Source organism: Streptomyces venezuelae (assembly GCF_008642275.1).
Lineage (GTDB): Bacteria > Actinomycetota > Actinomycetes > Streptomycetales > Streptomycetaceae > Streptomyces > Streptomyces venezuelae_E.
In genome coordinates this window covers 3,798,220-3,812,407 of record NZ_CP029189.1, presented here as the reverse complement: position 1 = coordinate 3,812,407, position 14,188 = coordinate 3,798,220, and the positions used below count along the sequence as shown (strand labels likewise).

The 14,188-nt window shown below is 70.2% G+C and carries 15 protein-coding genes and 1 pseudogene; 7 read left to right on the top strand and 9 right to left on the bottom strand.

The features are described 5' to 3' along the window. The first annotated feature begins 23 nt into the window (after positions 1-23). The 3 genes from DEJ51_RS16765 to pknB all read left to right on the top strand — a co-directional run bounded on the left by DEJ51_RS16765 (position 24) and on the right by pknB (position 5,149). Complete coding sequence (locus DEJ51_RS16765) at positions 24-1,460, top strand: FtsW/RodA/SpoVE family cell cycle protein (RefSeq protein WP_150258291.1); 1,437 nt, start codon at positions 24-26, stop codon at positions 1,458-1,460. Continuing rightward, positions 1,457-2,920, top strand: a complete 1,464-nt coding sequence (locus DEJ51_RS16760) for a peptidoglycan D,D-transpeptidase FtsI family protein (RefSeq protein ID WP_150258290.1) — start codon at positions 1,457-1,459, stop codon at positions 2,918-2,920. Before DEJ51_RS16765 ends, DEJ51_RS16760 begins: the two co-directional genes overlap by 4 nt. A 195-nt stretch (positions 2,921-3,115) precedes the next feature. Then, positions 3,116-5,149: a Stk1 family PASTA domain-containing Ser/Thr kinase gene (gene pknB / locus DEJ51_RS16750; protein WP_150258289.1), complete on the top strand. Its 2,034-nt coding sequence runs from the start codon at positions 3,116-3,118 to the stop codon at positions 5,147-5,149. Positions 5,150-5,375: 226 nt separating this feature from the next. Here pknB and DEJ51_RS16745 read toward each other — a convergent pair whose 3' ends face one another. From DEJ51_RS16745 to DEJ51_RS16725, 6 genes and pseudogenes are all read right to left on the bottom strand, one after another. Further along, positions 5,376-6,101 carry a class E sortase gene (locus DEJ51_RS16745; protein ID WP_150258288.1) on the bottom strand — a complete coding sequence of 242 codons (726 nt, stop codon included), beginning with the start codon at positions 6,099-6,101 and terminating at the stop codon, positions 5,376-5,378. 13 nt (positions 6,102-6,114) lie between these two features. Next, a pseudogene (locus tag DEJ51_RS16740) lies at positions 6,115-6,786 on the bottom strand (class E sortase); the annotation flags it as partial. 149 nt (positions 6,787-6,935) lie between these two features. After that, positions 6,936-7,574 (bottom strand): aminodeoxychorismate/anthranilate synthase component II, encoded by a 639-nt coding sequence (locus DEJ51_RS16735; protein WP_150258286.1) that lies wholly within the window; start codon positions 7,572-7,574, stop codon positions 6,936-6,938. Then, on the bottom strand, positions 7,571-7,747 hold the full coding sequence (locus tag DEJ51_RS34535; protein WP_030011120.1) for a hypothetical protein: 177 nt from the start codon (positions 7,745-7,747) through the stop codon (positions 7,571-7,573). Before DEJ51_RS34535 ends, DEJ51_RS16735 begins: the two co-directional genes overlap by 4 nt. A gap of 89 nt (positions 7,748-7,836) precedes the next feature. After that, entirely contained in the window at positions 7,837-8,592 is a 756-nt protein-coding gene (locus tag DEJ51_RS16730) for a class E sortase (protein WP_150258285.1), read from the bottom strand. After that, a complete protein-coding gene (locus DEJ51_RS16725; protein ID WP_150258284.1) occupies positions 8,564-9,337 on the bottom strand; it encodes a DUF881 domain-containing protein in 774 nt (257 codons plus the stop codon). Before DEJ51_RS16725 ends, DEJ51_RS16730 begins: the two co-directional genes overlap by 29 nt. Before the next feature lie 91 nt (positions 9,338-9,428). Between DEJ51_RS16725 and crgA the strand changes: the two genes are divergently transcribed. After that, positions 9,429-9,683: a cell division protein CrgA gene (crgA, locus tag DEJ51_RS16720; protein ID WP_030031168.1), complete on the top strand. Its 255-nt coding sequence runs from the start codon at positions 9,429-9,431 to the stop codon at positions 9,681-9,683. Positions 9,684-9,798: 115 nt separating this feature from the next. Here the strand turns inward: crgA and DEJ51_RS16715 are convergent, their stop codons facing one another. Both DEJ51_RS16715 and DEJ51_RS16710 read right to left on the bottom strand, forming a co-directional pair. Then, positions 9,799-10,680, bottom strand: a complete 882-nt coding sequence (locus DEJ51_RS16715; protein WP_150258283.1) for a rhomboid family intramembrane serine protease — start codon at positions 10,678-10,680, stop codon at positions 9,799-9,801. Between the two features lie 100 nt (positions 10,681-10,780). Beyond that, positions 10,781-11,308, bottom strand: coding sequence for a peptidylprolyl isomerase (locus DEJ51_RS16710; RefSeq protein WP_150261969.1), 528 nt, complete (start codon positions 11,306-11,308; stop codon positions 10,781-10,783). 174 nt (positions 11,309-11,482) lie between these two features. On the opposite strand from DEJ51_RS16710, the gene DEJ51_RS16705 reads away from it, so the two are divergent. Then, positions 11,483-12,163, top strand: coding sequence for a DUF5324 family protein (locus tag DEJ51_RS16705; RefSeq protein ID WP_190620934.1), 681 nt, complete (start codon positions 11,483-11,485; stop codon positions 12,161-12,163). 67 nt (positions 12,164-12,230) lie between these two features. On the opposite strand, the gene DEJ51_RS35550 is transcribed toward DEJ51_RS16705, so the two are convergent. Continuing rightward, on the bottom strand, positions 12,231-12,773 hold the full coding sequence (locus DEJ51_RS35550) for a LysM peptidoglycan-binding domain-containing protein (protein ID WP_150258281.1): 543 nt from the start codon (positions 12,771-12,773) through the stop codon (positions 12,231-12,233). A gap of 220 nt (positions 12,774-12,993) precedes the next feature. Between DEJ51_RS35550 and DEJ51_RS16695 the strand changes: the two genes are divergently transcribed. Together DEJ51_RS16695 and DEJ51_RS16690 are read left to right on the top strand one after the other, a co-directional pair. Then, entirely contained in the window at positions 12,994-13,899 is a 906-nt protein-coding gene (locus DEJ51_RS16695; protein ID WP_150258280.1) for a hypothetical protein, read from the top strand. A gap of 85 nt (positions 13,900-13,984) precedes the next feature. Beyond that, positions 13,985-14,164 carry a hypothetical protein gene (locus DEJ51_RS16690; RefSeq protein WP_150258279.1) on the top strand — a complete coding sequence of 60 codons (180 nt, stop codon included), beginning with the start codon at positions 13,985-13,987 and terminating at the stop codon, positions 14,162-14,164. Positions 14,165-14,188: the final 24 nt, after the last annotated feature.

The window sequence follows — 14,188 nt, the reverse complement described above, 5'->3', positions numbered from 1 at the left end:
GGGCGCAGGGGGCCTGCCACACCATGAGCGTAGTCACCAATACGACCACCATCGGCGCCATCGAGCTGCCGAGCAGGCGGAACACCGAGCTCCTGCTGCTCGGCTTCGCCGTGCTCATCCCGATGTTCGCCTACGCCAACGTGGGCCTCGCGATCAACGGCACCCTGCCCCCCGGCATGGTGCTCTACGGCCTCGGCCTCGGCGCCCTCGCCGGGATCGCGCACCTCGTCGTGCGCCGGTACGCCAAGTACGCCGACCCTCTGCTCCTGCCGCTGGCCACGCTCCTCAACGGGCTGGGCCTCGTCCTGATCTGGCGCCTGGACCAGTCCGAGCGCCTGCAGAACCTGGCCAAGCGGTCCTTCGGCGCGTTCTCCCCCTCCGCGCCCAACCAGATGATCTACACGGCGCTGGCCATCGCCCTGTTCGCGGGCGTCCTGCTGGTCCTCAAGGACCACCGCGTCCTGCAGCGGTTCACCTACATCTCGATGGTCGCGGCCCTGGTGCTGCTCCTCCTGCCGCTCGTCCCGGGCCTCGGCGCCGACGTCTTCGGCGCCAAGATCTGGATCCGCGTCGCCGGATTCTCGATCCAGCCCGGTGAGTTCGCGAAGATCGTCCTCGCCGTGTTCTTCGCCGGCTACCTGATGGTCAAGCGCGACGCCCTGGCCCTGGCCTCCCGCCGGTTCATGGGCCTCTACCTGCCGCGCGGCCGCGACCTCGGCCCGATCCTGGCGATCTGGGCGATGAGCCTGCTCATCCTGATCTTCGAGAACGACCTCGGCTCCTCGCTGCTGTACTTCGGCATGTTCGTGATCATGCTGTACGTCGCCACCGAGCGGACCAGCTGGATCGTCATCGGCCTGCTGATGTCGGTCGGCGGCGCCGTCGTGGTCGCCTCCTTCTCCAGCCACGTCGGGGCCCGCGTCAGCGCCTGGATGGACCCGTTCGGCTGCTGGCAGCGCAACGGCGTCGACGCCGGCGCCTGCGAGCAGATCGCTCAGTCGATCATGAGCTTCGGCTCCGGCGGTGTCCTCGGCTCCGGATGGGGCCAGGGCAAGTCCGACCTCATCGGCTTCGCCGCCAACTCCGACTTCATCTTCTCCACCGTCGGCGAAGAGCTCGGCCTCGCCGGGGTGATGGCCTGCCTCCTGATCTACGGGCTCATCATCGAGCGGGGTGTCCGCACCGCCCTCGCCGCCCGCGACCCCTTCGGCAAGCTCTTCGCGATCGGCCTCTCCGGCGCCTTCGCGCTCCAGATCTTCGTGGTCGCCGGCGGCGTCATGGGCCTCATCCCCCTCACCGGCATGACGATGCCCTTCCTCGCGTCCGGCGGTTCCTCCGTCCTCGCGAACTGGATCCTCATCGCCGTCCTCATCCGGATCAGCGACACCGCACGCCGACCTGCCCCGGCCCCCGCCCCGTCCCCCGACTCCGAGATGACCCAGGTGGTCCGTCCGTCATGAACAAGCCCCTGCGCCGCATCTCGCTGTTCTGCGGGCTGCTCGTCCTCGCCCTGCTGATCCGCACCAACTGGCTGCAGTACGTGCAGGCCGAGGAACTCAGCACGCGCAAGGAGAACCGCCGGGTCCAGATCGCCCAGTACGCGACCGAGCGCGGCAACATCATCGTCAAGGGCGAGCCGATCACCGGTTCCGTGGTGACCGACGGCAGCGACTACAAGTACAAGCGGACCTACACGGACGGAGCGCTCTGGGCTCCCGTCACCGGGTACGCCTCCCAGGCCTTCGGCTCCACGCAGCTGGAATCCCTCGAAGACGGCATCCTCACCGGCAACGACGACCGGCTGTTCTTCGACCGCACCATCGGCATGTTCACCGGGGAGAAGAGGCAGGGCGGCAACGTCGTCACCACCCTCAACCCCGACGCCCAGAAGGCCGCCTTCGAGGCGCTGGGTACGAAGAAGGGCGCCGTCGCGGCCATCGACCCGCGCACCGGCGCCGTCCTGGCCCTGGTCTCCACGCCCTCGTACGACCCCTCGCGCTTCGCCGGCAACTCCAAGGACGACGGGAAGGCCTGGTCCGAGCTGAAGGACAGCGAGGACAAGAACCTGGTCAACCGCGCCCTGCGCGAGACGTACCCGCCGGGCTCCACCTTCAAGGTGGTCACCGCGGCCGCCGCGCTCGAACACGGCGTCGTCCAGGACATCAACGCCCCGACGGACACCCCGGACCCGTACTTCCTGCCCGGGACCCGGACCGAGATGATCAACCACGCGAAGGGCTGCGAGAAGGCCAGCCTCAACGAGGCGCTGCGGATCTCCTGCAACTCGGTCTTCGCGAACATGGGCGACAAGGTCACGCGCGACAAGATGGTGGAGACCTCGGAGAAGTTCGGCTTCAACAACGACAAGATCGACATTCCGGTCCGCGCGTTCGCCAGCATCTACGACAAGAAGATGGGCAAGGACGGCAACGCCCAGAGCTCCATCGGCCAGTTCAACACCGCCGCCACCCCGCTCCAGATGGCCATGGTCACCGCCGCGATCGCCAACGACGGCAAGCTGATGAAGCCGTACATGGTGGACATGCTGCAGTCGCCCAACCTGGACATCATCGAGAAGCACGAGCCGCAGGAGATGAGCCGGCCGCTCTCCGCCGCCAACGCGGAGAAGGTGCAGCAGATGATGGTCAACGTCGTCCAGAACGGCACCGGCACCAAGGCCAAGATGAACGGCGTGACGGTCGGCGGCAAGACCGGTACGGCCCAGCACGGCGAGGGCAACAAGAAGCGTCCCTACGCCTGGTTCATCTCCTACGCCGAGACCCCGGACAAGTCCTCGCCCGTCGCCGTCGCCGTCGTGATCGAGGACAGCGAGGCGGACCGTGAGGACATCAGCGGCGGCGGTCTGGCCGCTCCCGTCGCCAAGGCCGTCATGCAGGCGGTGCTGAACAGCCAGAAGTGACCGAGGGACATCGGGCCGGAAAGCAGTGACCCACGTCACAGAATTCCGGCCCGGTCCGCGCGTACGGTACCGGTCCAGTATCAGCCTGTGGCCACGAACCGATCACGGACGATCGGCCGGTAGCCTTTGCGCGAACAGCACACCGCCGGACCACACACAGGTGCGGTCGGGACTGACGGAGAGGGCTGCAACGTTATGGAAGAGCCGCGTCGCCTCGGCGGCCGGTACGAGCTGAGCCACGTGCTCGGCCGCGGTGGCATGGCCGAGGTCTACCTCGCCCACGACACCCGGCTCGGCCGTACCGTCGCCGTCAAGACCCTGCGCGCCGATCTCGCCCGTGACCCGTCCTTCCAGGCCCGGTTCCGGCGCGAGGCCCAGTCGGCCGCGTCGCTGAACCACCCGGCGATCGTCGCGGTCTACGACACCGGCGAGGACTACGTCGACAACATCTCCATCCCGTACATCGTGATGGAGTACGTCGACGGTTCCACGCTGCGCGAGCTGCTGCACTCGGGCCGCAAGCTGCTGCCCGAGCGGACGCTGGAGATGTGCATCGGCATCCTCCAGGCCCTGGAGTACTCGCACCGCGCCGGCATCGTGCACCGCGACATCAAGCCGGCCAACGTGATGCTGACGCGCACCGGCCAGGTCAAGGTCATGGACTTCGGCATCGCCCGGGCCATGGGCGACTCCGGCATGACCATGACGCAGACGGCCGCCGTCATCGGCACCGCCCAGTACCTCTCGCCGGAGCAGGCCAAGGGCGAGCAGGTCGACGCGCGCTCCGACCTCTACTCCGCGGGCTGCCTGCTCTACGAGCTCCTCAGCGTGCGGCCCCCGTTCGTCGGCGACTCCCCCGTGGCCGTCGCCTACCAGCACGTACGGGAAGAGCCGCAGCCGCCGTCGAACTTCGATCCCGAGATCACGCCCGAGATGGACGCCATCGTCCTCAAGGCACTGGTCAAGGACCCGGACTACCGCTACCAGTCGGCCGACGAGATGCGCGCCGACATCGAGGCCTGCCTCGACGGCCAGCCCGTCGCCGCCACCGCCGCCATGGGCGCGGCCGGCGGCTACGGCTACCCCGACCAGGGACACGGCTACGGGCACCAGGGCTACGACCAGCCCACCGCGGCGCTGCGCACCACCGACCCCGGCGGCCAGACCTCGATGATGCCGCCCATGCCCCCGGGCGACGGCGGATACGGGTACGGCGACCAGGGCCACGGCGGCTACGACCAGGGCTCGAACCGCCGCCAGAAGACGAGCAAGGCCTCGACGGTCCTGCTCGTCGCGGCGGGCGTTCTCGTCCTGGTCGGCGCGATCCTCATCGGCCGTTCCCTCTCCCTCTTCGGCGGGGGCGCCGACAACCGGCCCGCCGTGCCCAAGCTCATCGGCCAGACCTTCGAACAGGCCCAGAAGAGCGGCAACAACGTCGGCCTGCAGGTGGTCAAGGGCGCCGACGCGCCCTGCGACGACCAGCCCAAGGGCAACGTCTGCAAGCAGGAACCCGCGGCCAAGGAGAAGGTCGAGGAGGGCTCCACCGTCACGGTGACGATCTCCACGGGCGCCCCCAAGGTGACGGTCCCCGACGTGGTCAACCTCAAGTTCGAGGACGCCGAGAAGGCGCTCAAGGAGAAGGGCCTGCAGGTCGACCGCAAGCCCCAGGAGTCCGACCGCACCCCCGGGACCGTCCTTGAGCAGAGCCCCAAGGGCGGCGAGGCGGAGCGCAACAGCGTGGTCACGCTCACCGTCGCCAAGGAGATCACCAAGGCCACGGTGCCGGAGCTGCGGGGCAAGAAGAAGGACGAGGCGGTCAAGGCACTCACGGACGCCAAGCTCCGGCTCGGCAGCGTGACGGAGTCCGAGTCCCCCGGTGCCGCACCGGGCACGATCGTCGACCAGCAGTTCGCGGCCGGCCAGGAGATCGAGGTGGGCAAGACGGTGAACATCACCATCGCCAAGGCCTCGGCGCAGACCACCGTGCCCAACTTCGTCGGCCGCACCGTGGACCAGTACAAGGAAGAACTGCGGCGCGCCAACCTCCGGCTCGGCATCGTCAGCGGAGCGACGGACGGCAACGCGATCGTCGTGACCACCGACCCGCAGCCGGGCACGCCGGTCAACACGGGCCAGACCGTGAACGTCGTCGCCTTCGGCGGCGGCGGTGGCCAGCAGGGCGGCAACAACAACGGCGGCGGCTTCGGCGGCCTGGGCGACAACCGCTGACGCGACCGCCGAACGCCACGCACAGAGGTCCGGCCTCCCTCCCGGGAACGGGAGGGAGGCCGGACCTCTGTGCGTGGCGGTGCGTGGCGTCCTGCCGCCGCTGTACGGCCGCCTGCGGGTGCGGCCGGGACCAGGGGGACTGGGCGGGCCAGGGAGGCGTGAGCGTCGCCCACAGGGCCTCTGGGGCCCCTTCAGCGCCAGGACCCGCTGCCGCTGCGACGGGCGCTCAGCGCAGTTCGGCCGGCGGGGTCCGCTTCGCGTCCACCTTCTCCGTCCGGACCAGCTCGCCCCACACGATGTACCGGTACTTCGAGGTGTAGACCGGCGTGCAGGTGGTGAGCGTGACGTACCGGCCGGGGGCGGTCTTGCCCGAGTCCTTCGGGACCGCGTTGATCACGTCGGTGTTGTACTTCGAAGTCTGGCGCAGCTCGGCGAAGACCTTGTAGACGTACCAGGTGTCGCGGGTCTCAAAGACGATCGCGTCGCCGTTCTTCACCTTGTCGATGTTGTGGAACTTCGCCCCGTGCCCGTCGCGGTGCGCGGCCAGCGCGAAGTTGCCCTTCTCGTCCCAGGGCAGCGCCGACTTCACCGGCTGCGTGTAGTAGCCGGCCACGCCGTCGTCGAGGGTGTCCGGGTCGGTCCCGGGCTTGACGAGCACCTCGCCGTTCTTCATCGCCGGTACGTGCAGGAAGCCGACGCCGTCCTGGGTGTCCAGCGCTCCGGGTCCGGCTGCCTGCGGTTCGGGGGCCTGCCACTGCTGGCGGATCTCGTCGCCGCGCGCCGACGCCTGCCGGTCCGCGAGCACGTTCGTCCACCACAGCGAGTAGGCCACGAACAGGCCCAGCACCAGGCCCACGGTGATCAGGACCTCGCCCAGCAGGCTCAGGAACCCGGCGAGCACACTGCGGCTGCCGGCGGGCGGGGCCGCGGCGCGGCGGCGGGCACGAGACACTGCTGATTCGTCCTTAGCTGGTCAGCGCGGGCGGCGGGCCCTGGCTGCGGGGGCGTTCATCGGTCATCCTGCCCCATACGATCATCCGGTAGGTGCTGGTGAACTCCGGGGTGCAGGTGGTCAGCGTGATGTACCGGCCCTCGGATGTGAATCCCGACCCCTCCGGCACGGGCTTGAGCACCGCCACGTTCGTCGGCGGTGTCTGCGCGAGCGACGAGGTCGTCTCGTACGTGTAGTAGGCGTCCCGGGTCTCGACCACGACGGGATCCCCGGGCACCAGCTGGTTGATGTAGCGGAACGGCTCGCCGTGGGTGTTGCGGTGTCCGGCCACCGCGAAGTTGCCCTGCTTGTCGGCGGGCATCGCCGTCTTCAGCGCGCCCTCGCCGTAGTGCCCGACCATGCCCTTGTCCAGCACCTTCGGCTTGCTGACGCCCTCCGCCACCGGGACCTTCACGTCCAGCTTCGGGATGTGGAGGATCGCGAAGCCCTGGCCGGGCTCGAAGGCCGTCACGGGCGGTGCGGCGGCCCCGGAGCCGCCGGGATCCCTCTCCCAGTTCTGCCGCAGCGAGCCTGCGGCGCCGTTCGCCACGCGCTCCGCCAGCAGGTTCGTGTACCAGAGCTGGTAGGCGACGAACAGCAGCATCACCAGGCCGAGCGTGATGAACAGCTCTCCGCCCAGCCGGCTCGCGATGACCACCGGGCCGCCCGAGGGCGGCCGCCTGCGCCGTCGGCCGCCCCTGCGGCGGCTGCGCCGGGCGGCCTGTTTCGCGGCCTCCTGAGCAGCCCTGCGTCGCGCGGCCCGGCCCTGCGTGGGCGCGGACGGCGCGACCGTGGTCACGCGACGGCCTTGCCCACCACCGGGGCCAGCCCCGCCGAACGCCCCACGGCACCCGCGTCACCGCACCGCACCAGCCAGTTGGCGAGCATCCGGTGGCCCCACTCGGTCAGCACCGACTCGGGATGGAACTGCACGCCCTCGACGTCGTGCTCCCGGTGGCGCAGGCCCATGATGATCCCGTCCTCGGTCCGCGCCGTGACCTCCAGCACGTCCGGCAGGGTCCGGGGCTCGGCGGCCAGGGAGTGGTAGCGGGTCGCGGTGAACGGCGACGGCAGCCCCTCGAACACCCCGAGCCCCTCGTGGATGACGGGTGAGGTCTTGCCGTGCAGCAGCTCGGGCGCCCGGCCCACGACGCCTCCGTAGGCGACCGCCATCGACTGCATGCCGAGGCACACGCCGAAGACGGGGACGGCCGTGCTCGCACAGTGGCGGACCATGTCGATGCAGACGCCGGCCTCTTCCGGCGTTCCGGGGCCGGGGGACAGCAGGACGCCGTCGAATCCGTCCTGCGCGTGCGCGAGCTCGACCTCGTCGTTGCGCAGCACCTCGCATTCGGCACCGAGCTGGTAGAGGTACTGGACCAGGTTGAAGACAAAGCTGTCGTAGTTGTCCACAACCAGAATGCGCGCGCTCACGGAGTGGCTCCCGATCCCTCGTCCACCGTCACATCGTTGAACGGAAGAAGCGGCTCGGCCCACGGGAAGACGTACTGGAACAGCACGAAGACCACCGCGAGGACCAGTACGAGCGAGATCAGCGCGCGGACCCACGCGTTTCCCGGCAGGTGCCGCCAGATCCAGCCGTACATGCCGCCTGATTCCTTTTCGTCCACATTCGTTCAACGCACCGCGGGGGCGGTACGCGAACAGACTAAAGGCAGCGGCCCGAAAGGGTGGGTCACCCGGACAAACCCTCCGGGCGCCCCTCGGCCGCGGGGCGGGTCCCGGTCAGCTCCGCCCAGACGACCAGCCGGTGGCTGTGACCCCACTCGGGATCGCAGGTCGTCAGCGTCAGATAGCGGCCCGGCGCCCGGAACGGTGACTTCTCCGGGACGGGGCCGACCACGGCGACGTCGGTGGGCAGCGTGCGCAGGGGCGCGGACCGGAGCGTGTACGTGTACCAGGTGCTCGCGTCCTTGAGGATCACCTCGTCGCCCGGCCGCAGCTGCGGGAAGTCCTTGAAGGGGTCCCCGTAGGTGCGCCGGTGGCCGGCCACCGAGAAGTTCCCGACGGCTCCGAGCGGGGCGGTCGCGGCGTAGTGGCCGAGGCCCTTTTTCAGCAGTTCGGGGTCGGTGCCCTCCAGGACGGGCTTGACCCAGTCCGGGCCGAAGCGCGGGACGTACATCTCCGCGAAGGCCCGGCCGGCGGGGTGGCGCTCCGGCTCCGCGGTGGGCGGCGGGGCCTGCGACGGGACGGCCGGCGGCGCCGGCTGCGGCGCGGCGGCCGGGGCGGCCGCCCAGCGGTCGCGCAGCCGCTCCCTCTCCCCGTCCATGGCCCGGTCGGCCTTGACCCCGGTCCACAGCAGGATGTAGGCGACGAAGAGCACGATCAGGGTGCCCGCCGTCAGGCACACCTCGCTGAACGTCCGTACCGCCAGGCGCAGTACGACGTCAGGACGGACCCGATCACGGGGTGGGCGCCACCGGCTTCGCATAGTGGAGGTCCACTGTGCCGGAGTAGCCGGGAAGTGTCAGCGCCTTGTGCTCGTCCACTTTCCAGCCGAGCCCGTACGCGTTCACGTACAGCTGGTAGTTCTGCAGGGCCGGAGAGGCGGCGAGGGCCTTCTTCATCGCGCCCGGATCGCCGACGGCCGAGATCTTGTACGGCGGCGAGTAGACCCGGCCCTGGAGGATCAGGGTGTTGCCCACGCAGCGCACCGCGCTGGTGGAGATCAGCCGCTGGTCCATGACCTGGATGCCCTGGGCACCGCCGTGCCAGAGCGCGTTGACCACGGCCTGCAGGTCCTGCTGGTGGATCACCAGGTCGTTGGGCTGCGGCTCGGGCACGTTCGGGATGCGTGCGGTGGCGTTCGGCGGGGCGTCGTTCAGGGTGACGGTCAGGCCCTTGCCGGTCAGCTCCTCGGTGCCGGAGACGGCGCGCAGGGCGGCCAGCTTGGCGTCCTCGGCCTTGGTGCTGCCGTCGTCGCGCTCGGCGAGGGCGTCCACCCGGCCGCGCGCGGCCGCGGTGCTCTGTTCGAGGGCCGCGTTGTCCTGGCTGCGCTCCTTGATCAGGTCGGACAGCTTCAGGAGTGAGGCGTCCGTCCGGATGTTCGTACCCTTGGAGGTGTTGAAACTGGTGACGAAGAGCAGCCCTGCCAGGGCGAAGACGGCGGCCGTCAGCAACCGGACCGGCCTGGCCCGGCGACGGGGACCCGCGGAGGAGTCGTCTGAATTGCTCAACGTACCCTTCTCCTTCAACGCCACAGGTCTACTACGCTAACGGACGCCCGGGGCAGGCAAGGTCCCCAGCGCATCGACAGGAGAGCCCCTCGTGCCGAAGTCACGTATCCGCAAGAAGGACGACTACACGCCGCCGCCGACCCGGCAGCCGCAGAACATCCGGCTCACGAATCGCAGCTGGGTCGCCCCGGTCATGCTGGCGTTCTTCCTGATCGGACTCGCGTGGATCGTCGTTTTCTACGTGACCGAGACCCAGCTGCCGATCGAGGCTCTGGGCAATTGGAACATTGTGGTCGGTTTCGGCTTCATCGCTGCCGGATTCGGCGTTTCCACGCAGTGGAAGTAGCACCCGACAGCCCCTGATGGAAGCTCTCCCCATGAGTTATCCACAGCGTCATCCACACCTGAGGAAAAGACAGAAGATCTGTGGATAACTCTGTGGAGAGTTGACGCCGGTGTGATCAGGTGAGTTCCGCGGTGCGGGTCAGAATCAGCGCTGCGGCCAGCAGGAAGGCCACCGCGCAGGTGCCCCACTGGACCAGTGCGCGATTCCGGCCAGCGGCCGGCATGAGCATGCCCAGACCCACCAGCGCTCCGGTGACCAGGCCACCCACATGGGCCTGCCAGGACACCGTGAGCGCGCCGCCGAGCGGTACGAAGGTCAGCATCAGCATCAGCACGACCATGACGATCACCGGCCGCATCTCGTAGCGCAGCCGCTTCGCCAGGACGACGGTGGCCCCGAGCAGGCCGAAGACGGCGCCGGAGGCACCGAGGGTCGCCACGTTCGGCTCGCTCAGCAGATAGACCAGTGCGCTCCCGCCCAGGCCGGAGAGCAGGAAGACCGCGAGATAGCGGACGCGGCCCAGCGCCGCTTCCAGCGGTCCGCCGATCACCCACAGACCGATCATGTTGCCGACGATGTGCCACCACTCGACGTGCAGGAAGACCGAGGTCAGCAGCCGGTAGTACTCGCCTGTGGAAACTCCGCGGACGGGGCCGGCGAGGTACTGGAACTCCCGGTACCGGCCGATCAGCTCCAGCTGGACCGCGAGTGCCTGGTCGGAGAGCACCACGAGGAACACCAGGACGTTGATCCCGATGAGGATCTTGGTGACCAGGTGGGGATCGGCGGCGACCACGCCGCCCGCGACGGTGCGCGGTGCGTTCGCGGCCGGCTGGTGTCCGGTGCCGGAGCCCGTGCGGACGCACTCGGGACACTGGAAGCCGACCGAGGCGCTGATCATGCACTCGGGGCAGATGGGGCGCTCGCAGCGGGTGCAGCTGATCCCCGTGTCGCGGTCCGGGTGGCGGTAGCAGCCCGGCAGACGGTCGGTGTCCATCGGTTCCCTCGGTCGGCGGCGGGGCAGGGCGTGCGCCCCGCCGGTACCGTACGCATCCAGTACGGACGGGCGGGGCCGAAAGGTTCCCGCCTTCCCGGGGTCAGCGCTTCTCGACCACCACGGACTGGATGATCACGTCGTCCAGCGGGCGCTCGGTGCGCGGGTTGGTGGCGCTGCCTGCGATGGCCTGCACGACCTTCTGGCTGGCCGGGTCGGTGACCTCGCCGAAGATGGTGTGCTTGCGCGTCAGCCAGGCGGTGGGCGCGACGGTGATGAAGAACTGCGAGCCGTTGGTGCCCGGGCCGGCGTTGGCCATGGCCAGCAGGAAGGGCTTGGTGAAGGCCAGGTCGGGGTGGAACTCGTCCGCGAACCGGTAGCCCGGACCGCCGGTGCCGTTGCCGAGCGGGTCCCCGCCCTGGATCATGAAGCCGCTGATGACACGGTGGAAGACGGTGCCGTCGTACAGCGGGTCCGTGGTCTTCTGGCCGTCGGTGGGGCGGGTCCATTCCCGGGCGCCCGTGGCGAGCTCGACGAAGTTCCTGACGGTCTTCGGAGCGAAGTTCTCCAGCAGCTCGATCTCGATGTCGCCGTGGGTCGTCTTCAGGGTGGCGTAGAGCTTCTCGGCCACGGATCTGCCTTCCATAGTCATCACTGTCGGTCCAGATGGTCGCACGGAGCGCTCCGCGGCACTGAAATCCTCCACCCGTATGCCCTGTCACGCATGCCTGTCCGCGATATGGCAGGCATGATCCGACAAAGGGTGGAAAGGTGAACTGTGTCCGCCACCGAGGAGGAGGATCCCGTGACCGGCAAGGAGAGCATGCGCCTGGCAGCCGAGAGCGCCAGGGAGAGTGTGCGACACGCGACGGAAGTGGTGGCACCGTACGCGGAATCCGCCAGGGAAGCCGCGGTGCACTACGCCCAGGAAGCGAACGAGCGGCTGGCACCCCGGGTGTCGTACGCGGCGACCAGCGCCGCCCAGCACGCCCGTTCGACCTACGACTGCCATCTGCATCCCCGGCTCCAGGCGGCGCGGGCCCATGTGCCGCCCCCGGTCGACCGGGCTGCGACACAGGCCCGCCGGGCGGCGCGGCAGGCCGCCGACTACACCCAGCCGAAGATCGAGAGCGCGATCGCGGCCGCCACACCGGTGGCCGAGGAGGCCGCGTCCCGGTCGGTCGCGGCACTCGCGGCGCTGCGCGGCCAGGTGACCGCCAAGGAAGTGCAGAAGCTCGTACGGCGCCACGAGCGGCGCGCGCGCAACGGGAAGATCCTGCGCGGCGCCGCCCTGGTCGGCCTTCTCGCGTGCGCCGCCTACGCGGCGTGGCGGTGGTGGGACCAGCAGTCGAATCCGGACTGGCTCGTCGAACCGCCGGCGGCCACCGAGCTGTCGGCGCGCGACGCGGAGCCGGTCGGCTTCGACGAGGAGCTGGCCGAGAAGGAACGCGAGGCCGGGGCGGGCCCCGACGACAAGCAGCTCTGAACGGCGCACGCGAAGGGGCCCGGATCCTGGTGGCAGGATCCGGGCCCCTTCCGCGTCCGCGGGGGTGTCAGCCGGGGAGCGTGAGGACCGTGCCGGGGCGGACGAGGTCCGGGTTGGAGCCGACGACGCCCCTGTTCATCGCGTAGAGCTCACGCCAGCGGGCCTCGTTGCCGAGCTCGTGACGGGCGATCGCGGGGAGCGAGTCGCCGGCCTTGACGGTGTACGTGCGCTTCTTGGCGGCGGGCACGGGACCCCGCATCGGGGCCGCCGGCACCGCCTTGTGCGCGGCCGAGTGCGGGGTGGGCGTGTGCATGGCGCCCGGCGCGGCGGAGGAGGCCCCGGGCTTCGGCATCGCGGCCGGCTTGGGAGCGGCGGGCACCGCCTTGTGCGCGGCGGACGTGGGGGTCGGGGTCGCGGGGGCGGGCCTGGGCGGCGCGGCCGCCGCCGCCATGCGCTCGGCGGTGGCCCGGGTGGCCGAGGCCGCGTCGGCCGCGGAACCCGAGGGAGGCCTGCGGGCCTCGCCCGCCTGCTGCTGCACCTGCTCCCGCGCCTTCTCGGCGTCGTCGTGCGCCTTCTTCTTGTCGGACTTCAGGAAGTCGAAGAGTCCCATGTCTGTACGCCTCCGGCGTGATGCTCCCCCCGGGATCGGTACCTCCTTCCACTGTGCTGCACCGGGGGCCCCGCGGCCCTGCGACGGAGCCGTCCGGGGGACCCGCCGCCGGGGTCGCAGGCCAGGTCACGGGCCGGGTCGCGGCCCGGGAGGGAACGCGGCGGGAAGGGACCGGGAAGGGCCGGCGACACCATCGTGGGACACGATGGAGGAGATTTCTGTGATCATCAGACAGGCCGCGGAGCGGGTCCTGCTGGTCAGGCCCGGACCTGGGCTCGTGACCGCCGCGCTCGTGGCAGGGCTGGACGTCTGGGTGGTGTCCGATCCCGTACCCCGCCCACCGGACGCGCGACTTCCCGCGGAGCTGCCCCCGGAGCGGCTCCTCCGGGTGGACTTCGACGACACCGACGCGCTGCGCGCCCTGCTGGCGGACACCGTCCTCGAACACGGGATCGGACAGGTCCTCCACCTCACGAGCGATCTCGGACGGGGTCTGGACAGCGCGGCCGCGGCCGCCGCCGAGGAGGTGCTGCGGGAGCTGGCCCCGCGCCGCGGGAAGCCGGCCCGGGGGCTGCCGGACGCGGTCGCGGTCCGGCGGATCCTCAACGAGAGCCGGACCTCCGCCGTACGTGCCGAGGAGGCCCGGTCCGTCACCGAGGCGTGCTCCCTGGCGGAGGACTTCCCCCTGCCCGTGGTCATCAAGTCGGCCGACCGGTCCGGGTGCTGGTGGACCGTCCCGGTGCACGACCGGCCCGCCCTCGACCGCTGGGCCGAACAGGCCGTCGCCGCACGGCACTGCGCCCCGTACCTCGTCGAAGAGCTGCTGACCGGAGCCAAGTTCAGGGTGGAGACCCTGACCGTCGACGGCATGCACCTGGTCGCCGACATCGCCCCCGAGGGAACGGCGGCGCCGCCGCACGACGCGGAACGGGCCGGGATCCGCGCGACGGTCCGGGCCCTGCTGGATCTCACCGGGTACGAATCGGGCACCACGCGGACGGACGTGCTGGTCAGCGCCCGGGGATCCCGGATCGCGGCGGCCACGGAACCGGACCGGGAACGGGCCGGTACCGGCCGTTCCCGGCGCGCGACCGCGGACGGTAACGAGAGGGGAACGGACCGGTAAGGGGCGGGTCCAGTCTTTGTCCTGTCGAGAGCGGCCGCCGCACCACGCGGAAGCCGCACCGGGTACACACCAGGGGGTTCCACACATGCGCAGCAAGCTGGCCGGCCTGATCGGGATCATCACGGCGACTCTGGCGATCGGAGTCGGTGTGACGGTCAGCAGCCCGGTGGACGCCGGTCAGCCCTCCGGATACCAGGTACTGGCGGACGACAAGGGTCCGGGCGTCGCCCCGCCGACCCCGGTCCCGACCACGACCCCCCGCTGAGCCGTCGAAGTGCCCCGCACCGGA

Coding starts and splice junctions, on each gene's coding strand:
- DEJ51_RS16765 (WP_150258291.1), top strand. CDS start 24: ATGAGCGTAGTCACCAATACGACCACCATCGGCGCCATCGAGCTGCCG.
- DEJ51_RS16760 (WP_150258290.1), top strand. CDS start 1,457: ATGAACAAGCCCCTGCGCCGCATCTCGCTGTTCTGCGGGCTGCTCGTC.
- pknB (WP_150258289.1), top strand. CDS start 3,116: ATGGAAGAGCCGCGTCGCCTCGGCGGCCGGTACGAGCTGAGCCACGTG.
- DEJ51_RS34535 (WP_030011120.1), bottom strand. CDS start 7,747: ATGTACGGCTGGATCTGGCGGCACCTGCCGGGAAACGCGTGGGTCCGC.
- DEJ51_RS16730 (WP_150258285.1), bottom strand. CDS start 8,592: ATGCGAAGCCGGTGGCGCCCACCCCGTGATCGGGTCCGTCCTGACGTC.
- DEJ51_RS16715 (WP_150258283.1), bottom strand. CDS start 10,680: ATGGACACCGACCGTCTGCCGGGCTGCTACCGCCACCCGGACCGCGAC.
- DEJ51_RS35550 (WP_150258281.1), bottom strand. CDS start 12,773: ATGGGACTCTTCGACTTCCTGAAGTCCGACAAGAAGAAGGCGCACGAC.
- DEJ51_RS16690 (WP_150258279.1), top strand. CDS start 13,985: ATGCGCAGCAAGCTGGCCGGCCTGATCGGGATCATCACGGCGACTCTG.